The organism is Saccharopolyspora sp., assembly GCF_017434145.1.
GTDB classification, from domain to species: domain Bacteria; phylum Actinomycetota; class Actinomycetes; order Mycobacteriales; family Pseudonocardiaceae; genus Saccharopolyspora_C; species Saccharopolyspora_C galaxeae.
In genome coordinates this window covers 1-5,689 of sequence record NZ_JAFRFW010000514.1, presented here as the reverse complement: position 1 = coordinate 5,689, position 5,689 = coordinate 1, and the positions used below count along the sequence as shown (strand labels likewise).

The following is a 5,689-nucleotide window of genomic DNA, read 5'->3' as shown; positions in this document are numbered from 1 at the left end:
GGCGGGCCTGCGACCGCCACGCCATCCAGCTCAGCAGCACGACCAGCAGGCCGGTCAGCGCGAACTCGAACGGCCGCCGCCCGACGACCGACCCGAACGAGCCGACCACCGGTAGCGCCGGGATGAGGGCGCCGAGCACGAGCACCGCGACGACGATCGAGGCGGCGACACCGAGTGCGCCGAACGCGCCGCGCAGCCTGCCGCCGCGATCGCCCGGTCTCAGCTTCGAGGACATGCCGTGCTCCGTTCGAGGCCGGGACTTAGGGGCACTTTCGGGATGATTTGCGCAGCGGTGCCGGTAGCGGAACCTCAGCGACTTCCTCGCCGCCCCTTGCCGGTGTGACCGCGATTTCTGACGTAGCACCCTACGCGGCGAAATCGCTGTCCTCGCGAGGAAGCCGCTGCGAACCCGCGGCGGTGCCGGTTGCTCGCATGGTCGGCCGCTCAGCGGCTCCGCCGCTGACAAGACAATGACCAAAAATCACACTGAAACGACCCCTTGAAGTCAGGGGAGCGCTGATCTCCGACAAGCCCTGTGTGATCACTGGCACAGTCCGGTGCCGGGAACAAATCCGGGAAAAGGAGCGGTTGGAACCGGCGATGAGCACCTCGGCGAACTCCGACCGCGCACCGGCCAACGGCTCCGGCGCACCCGACGAGCCGGACCCGATCCGCGGGCGCGCGCACGGACGTTCGGCCGTTCCGCTTTCGATCCTCGACCTCGCGCCGGTCGGCGCGGCGACCACGCCGGGCGATGCGCTGGCGACCACGACCGAACTCGCCAAGTCCGCCGAGAGCTGGGGATTCCACCGGCTGTGGGTGGCCGAGCACCACGGGATGCCCGGCATCGCCAGCTCCTCCCCGTCGGTCGTGATCGCGCACTTGGCTTCGGCGACCAGCACGCTGCGGCTCGGTTCCGGCGGCGTGATGCTGCCCAACCACGCGCCGCTGGTCGTCGCCGAGCAGTTCGGCACCCTCCAAGCGCTCCACCCTGGCCGCATCGACCTGGGCATCGGGCGCGCACCCGGCACCGACCAGGGCACCGCCCGCGCACTGCGCCGCACCAGCGGGCCGCTGTCGGCGGACGACTTCCCGCAGCAGCTCGGGGAGCTGATGGCGTTCATGGGCGACGGTTTCCCCGCCGATCACCCCTACGTGGAGGTGCAGTCGGTGCCGCACGGCCAGGCGCCGCCGGTGTGGCTGCTGGGTTCCAGCGGGTTCAGCGCGCAGGTCGCCGGAGCGCTCGGCTTGCCGTTCGCGTTCGCGCACCACTTCAGCGCCCGCAACACGATCCCGGCGATGGAGCTCTACCGCGAGTCCTTCCAGCCCTCGGCGGTGCTGGACGAGCCGTACGCGCTGATCGGCGTGCAGACCATCGCCGCGGACACCGACGAGGAAGCGCTGGACCTGACCCGGCCGATCGCGCTGAACATGCTCCGGCTGCGCCGCGGCAGCCCCGGCCCGATCCCGAGTCCCGAGGAAGCGCGCGAATACCCGTACTCCGAGGTGGAGCAAAGCTTCGTGGACAGCTGGCTGGCCGACGCCGTCTACGGCTCGCCGCAGCGCGTGCGCACCGAACTGGAGGAGCTGCGCGAACGCACCGGGGCGAACGAGCTCATGCTCACCGCGAACATGTACGACCGGGAGTCCAAGCTGCACTCCTACGAGTTGATCGCCCGCGAATACGGGCTGCCCGGCGTGGCCTGAACAGCGCCTCGAGCTGCGCAGCGTGGTCGGCGCCACTATCCCACCAGGTCACGCGCAGGCGTGGGAAAGCTGTGGCGTACGGTCGGACTGCTCGAAACGAAGCTGGCGAGCCGGCGGCGGGATTGAGGGGTCTGTGGTGAAGCCTGGCGTGCTGGTCGCGTACCGGGTCATGGCGTACGTGACCGCGGTGCTGCTGATCTTGCTGTGCGCGACGATGGTGCTGAAGTACCTGTGGCCGGAGGGGTCGGCGACCCAGCTCTTCGGTGACACCTGGACCACGACCATCGGTATCGGCCACGGCTACCTCTACATCATCTACCTGTTCGTCGCGCTGGTGACCACGGTGCAGCTGCGGATTCCCTACGGGCGGATGCTGCTGGTGCTGCTGGCCGGCACCATCCCGTTCGGCGCGTTCTTCGCCGAGCGCAAAGTGGTGCTGTGGCACCGGTTGCGCACCAGCGGTGAGCCGCTTCCGTTCGAGCGATCGAGCAGCGCGGCGGCTGCATCGGGGTCGACGAACTCATGACCTCAGTTCCCGAACGAGTCACCGACGAACCCACCACCTCCGCGGAGCCGAAGCGGCGCGGCGTGCTGGCGGCGTACCTCGCGCTGACCAAGCCGCGGGTCATCGAACTGCTGCTGGTGACCACCATCCCGGCGATGTTCCTGGCCGAGCGCGGCATTCCCTCGCCGTGGCTGGTGCTGGTCACGCTGGCGGGCGGTGCCATGTCCGCGGGCAGCGCGAACGCGCTGAACTGCGTGGCCGACTCGGACATCGACGCGGTCATGCACCGCACCCGGAGCCGCCCGCTGGTCAGCTACGAGGTGCCGCGCAAGCACGCGCTGATCTTCGGGATCGTGCTGGGCGCGGCGTCGTTCGGCATCCTCGCGCTGGGCGCGAACCTGCTGGCCGCGGTGCTGTCGCTGGCGGCGATCCTGTTCTACGTCTTCGTCTACACGCTGGTGCTCAAGCGCCGCACCTCGCAGAACATCGTGTGGGGCGGGGCAGCGGGCTGCATGCCCGTGGTGATCGGCTGGGCCGCGGTGGCGGGCAAGGTCGAGTGGCCCGCGCTGGTGATGTTCGGGGTGGTGTTCCTGTGGACGCCGCCGCACTTCTGGTCGCTGGCGATGAAGTACCGCGACGACTACGCCAGCGCCGGGGTGCCGATGCTGCCGGTGGTGGCCACCCCGCGGCAGGTCTCGGCGCGGATCTTGGTCTACAGCTACGCCACGGTGGCCTGCACGCTGCTGCTGGTGCCCGCGACGAGCTGGATCTACGTCGCTTTCGCGGTGCTGGCGGGTACGGCGTTCCTGGTCGTGGCGCAGCGGCTGCACGGCGCGGTGCGGCGCAACGGGGTCGCCAATCCGATGGTGCTGTTCCACCTGTCGAACTCGTACCTGACGGTGCTCTCGGTGGCCATCGCCGTGGACGCGGCGGTCGGCCTGCCCAGCTTGGGCTGAGGCGTCCCGATCACAGGTTGAGATGGCGTCGCAGCGCGGCGTCGAGTGCTTCGAGCGATTTGCGGGGCAGCGCGCCGATCCGGCTCCGGATCCGCGTGTAGGAGACCGCGCGCAGTTGTTCGGCCTGGGCTTTGGAGTCGTTGTCCAGACCGCACTCGGTCGCCCTGAGCAGCACTTGGAACGGCAGCACGCGGGAGATGTTCGAGGTCACTGGAACCACGGTGACGACCCCGCGGCCGAGCCGCTGGATGCTGCGGTTCGCGGCGTCGTTGCTCACGACGACAGCTGGACGGGTCTTGTTCGCTTCCGAGGCTCGGACCGGCTCCAGCTCGACCCAGAAGATCTCACCGCGCCGCATCGCCGATTCCGTCGGCGGTCGTGGAGTCCCAGAGCTCGGAATCGCCGGACTCGTCCCACTCCTGCCATGCCGCTGCGTAAGCGTCTTCCAGATCGGCGCTGCGCAGTAGTTCGACGGCCTGGTGGAGCACCGCGGATCGCGAGCTGACGCCGGCCTGTTCGGCGTAGGAGTCGATGAACGCGACATCGTCCTCCGGCAAGCTCACACTCATCTTCATACCTGTGATGCTACTGGCTTTGCCACCGCTTTCCCACCGCATTGAGCAATGCGGCCAGCAGCACTGCTACCCATGTGACGATCAGCGCCGTGCCCAGTCCGGCGAGGTAGTCGCCGTCGACCAGGCCGGGGTTGTGGTTCGAGGCGTACGCGCGCCACAGGAACGGCACGGCGATCGCCACCAGCACGGTGCTCACGACCAGCCCGGCCGCGACCGGAGCCCGCAGCGAGCTCGGCAGCAGCCTGGACAGCGCCCACCCGGCCGCCGCTGCCACCGGCATCAGCAACAGGTCGGTGAGCACCGGACCCGCTAGCAGCCATCCGGCCGTAGCGGTCGTGATCGACGGCTCGGCGAGCAACTGGTCGTACAGGAACCACCCGCCCAAGCCGATCATCGTCAGCCCGCCGAGGGCGAGGATCAGGCGCAACACGACGATCACAGGACCTCCACTCGCCGCAGCCACTTCGTCTGCATCACGCCCGGCCGGTTGGGAGCGATCAAGCGGCACGGGAAACCGTGATCGGGGTGCAGCGGTTCGCCGCCGAGCCGCAGCGCCAGCAATGTCAGCGGGTCGGCGGCGTGCGTGGGCGCGACCACGCTCGACGAGTACGGCCCGGCGGCTTCCAGCGACGACACGCGCACCTGCGCGTCCGCGGGGGCGCCGACCGCGCGCAGCACGTCGGCCAGCCGCACTCCGCTCCAGACCGCCTGCTGGCTCCAGCCCTCCACTCAGGCGATCGGCAGCTCTGCCGTGACCTGCGGAAATGACTCCAGGTCGGGGAGGCTGAAGGTGCGAACCCCGCGCGGACCGCGGACCTCCAGCCGCCAGCCGGTGTCCTGCGCGGAGTCGAGCACGCCGGCCGCGGCGGCGGTCCGGTTCACCGGCAGGCCCTGCGCTCCGAGCCGGGAGCGAGTGCCCAGCACCGCCACCTCGCGCAACCAGGGCACCGTCATCCCCGCGGTGACCGTGACCGCGGTGCCGACCGACAGCGCTGTCACCCCCAGAAAGCCCCTCCGGCTCACGAGCCGGCCCGGGCCGCGTTGCGCGGCGGGCTCGCGCGGCTCGCCCAGCGCCCGCCGGAACACCGGGATCTTCACCGCCGCGTGCAGCAGCAGCGATCCCACGGCGATCCAGCCCACGGCGAAGTGCACCTGCGGGAAGTAGAAGTTCCACGGGTAGTTCTGCGCGATGTTGAACAGGCCGGTCAGCAGCTCGAACGAAGCCGAAGTCACCAGCACCAGCAGCGACAGCCGCTCCAGCAGGTGCGGCAGCGAACGCACCACCGGGCGCTCGAACAACTTCGGCGCCACGCTCCACAGCTTCGCGGCCAGCAGCGGGATCGCCGCGATTCCGCTGATCACGTGCACGCCCTGGGTGACGCGGTATAGGTTGACCGGCCGCGACGGCCAGTGGAACCAGCCCGGCGGGTGCTGGATTCCGTGGCTGATCAGGCCGGTGATCATGCACAGGCCGAAGGTCACCGCCAGCCACATCCCCAGGTGGCCCGCGGTGACCGGTTCCCGTCCCGCTCTCGTCATGGCACCTTCCGCGATATCGGCCCGGCAGTTTCGGGCTCTCCTGGTTGTTCGGAGACCTCGCGGATGGCGATTGCGACAGAACGGCGCGTTCGCCGCTGGTGTCCACATCGGACGGACGGCGCGCTCGGGACGCCGATCACCGCATGACGCGCGCCATGTCCCGCACGGCCCGGGTGGTGCCCTTCACCGAGCCGGTCACCTTGGACCGGGTTCCGGCGGTGCGGGGGCGGTAGTCGATCGGCAGCTCGGCGACCCGCCAGCCCGCCTGCTGCGCGCGGAGCAGCAGCTCCAGCGGATAGCCGAACGCACGGTCCTGCACGCCCAGGTCCAGCAGCTCCTGCCGCCGGGCGCAGCGCACCGGGCCGATGTCGTGCACCGGCAGACCCCGGCGGCGCACCAGCCCGGCG

The 5,689-nt window shown here is 70.0% G+C and carries 7 protein-coding genes and 2 pseudogenes; 3 read left to right on the top strand and 6 right to left on the bottom strand.

Translation table 11 applies throughout. From position 1 onward, the window contains the following. Positions 1-235, bottom strand: a 235-nt coding sequence (locus IJH84_RS14275) for a hypothetical protein (RefSeq protein ID WP_295145169.1), incomplete at its 3' end; no start/stop codon positions are given. 365 nt (positions 236-600) lie between these two features. On the opposite strand from IJH84_RS14275, the gene IJH84_RS14270 reads away from it, so the two are divergent. The 3 genes from IJH84_RS14270 to IJH84_RS14260 all read left to right on the top strand — a co-directional run bounded on the left by IJH84_RS14270 (position 601) and on the right by IJH84_RS14260 (position 3,168). After that, positions 601-1,707, top strand: coding sequence for an LLM class flavin-dependent oxidoreductase (locus tag IJH84_RS14270; protein ID WP_295145166.1), 1,107 nt, complete (start codon positions 601-603; stop codon positions 1,705-1,707). Between the two features lie 136 nt (positions 1,708-1,843). Then, positions 1,844-2,233, top strand: a complete 390-nt coding sequence (locus tag IJH84_RS14265) for a DUF3817 domain-containing protein (RefSeq protein ID WP_200070865.1) — start codon at positions 1,844-1,846, stop codon at positions 2,231-2,233. Next, positions 2,230-3,168 carry a heme o synthase gene (locus IJH84_RS14260; protein WP_200070866.1) on the top strand — a complete coding sequence of 313 codons (939 nt, stop codon included), beginning with the start codon at positions 2,230-2,232 and terminating at the stop codon, positions 3,166-3,168. The genes IJH84_RS14265 and IJH84_RS14260 overlap by 4 nt, the downstream gene beginning before the upstream one ends. A 10-nt stretch (positions 3,169-3,178) precedes the next feature. On the opposite strand, the gene IJH84_RS14255 is transcribed toward IJH84_RS14260, so the two are convergent. From IJH84_RS14255 to IJH84_RS14235, 5 genes and pseudogenes are all read right to left on the bottom strand, one after another. Further along, the gene (locus IJH84_RS14255; protein ID WP_295145158.1) at positions 3,179-3,526 is read right to left on the bottom strand and encodes a type II toxin-antitoxin system PemK/MazF family toxin; all 348 of its coding nucleotides are present in this window, start codon (positions 3,524-3,526) and stop codon (positions 3,179-3,181) included. Further along, positions 3,513-3,737: a ribbon-helix-helix domain-containing protein gene (locus IJH84_RS14250; protein ID WP_295145155.1), complete on the bottom strand. Its 225-nt coding sequence runs from the start codon at positions 3,735-3,737 to the stop codon at positions 3,513-3,515. The genes IJH84_RS14255 and IJH84_RS14250 overlap by 14 nt, the downstream gene beginning before the upstream one ends. A 16-nt stretch (positions 3,738-3,753) precedes the next feature. Next, positions 3,754-4,182: a hypothetical protein gene (locus tag IJH84_RS14245; RefSeq protein ID WP_295145153.1), complete on the bottom strand. Its 429-nt coding sequence runs from the start codon at positions 4,180-4,182 to the stop codon at positions 3,754-3,756. Further along, positions 4,179-5,282, bottom strand: a pseudogene (locus tag IJH84_RS14240) (molybdopterin-dependent oxidoreductase). The gene IJH84_RS14245 and the pseudogene IJH84_RS14240 overlap by 4 nt, the downstream one beginning before the upstream one ends. A gap of 136 nt (positions 5,283-5,418) precedes the next feature. Further along, positions 5,419-5,689: pseudogene (locus IJH84_RS14235) on the bottom strand (glycosyltransferase); the annotation flags it as partial.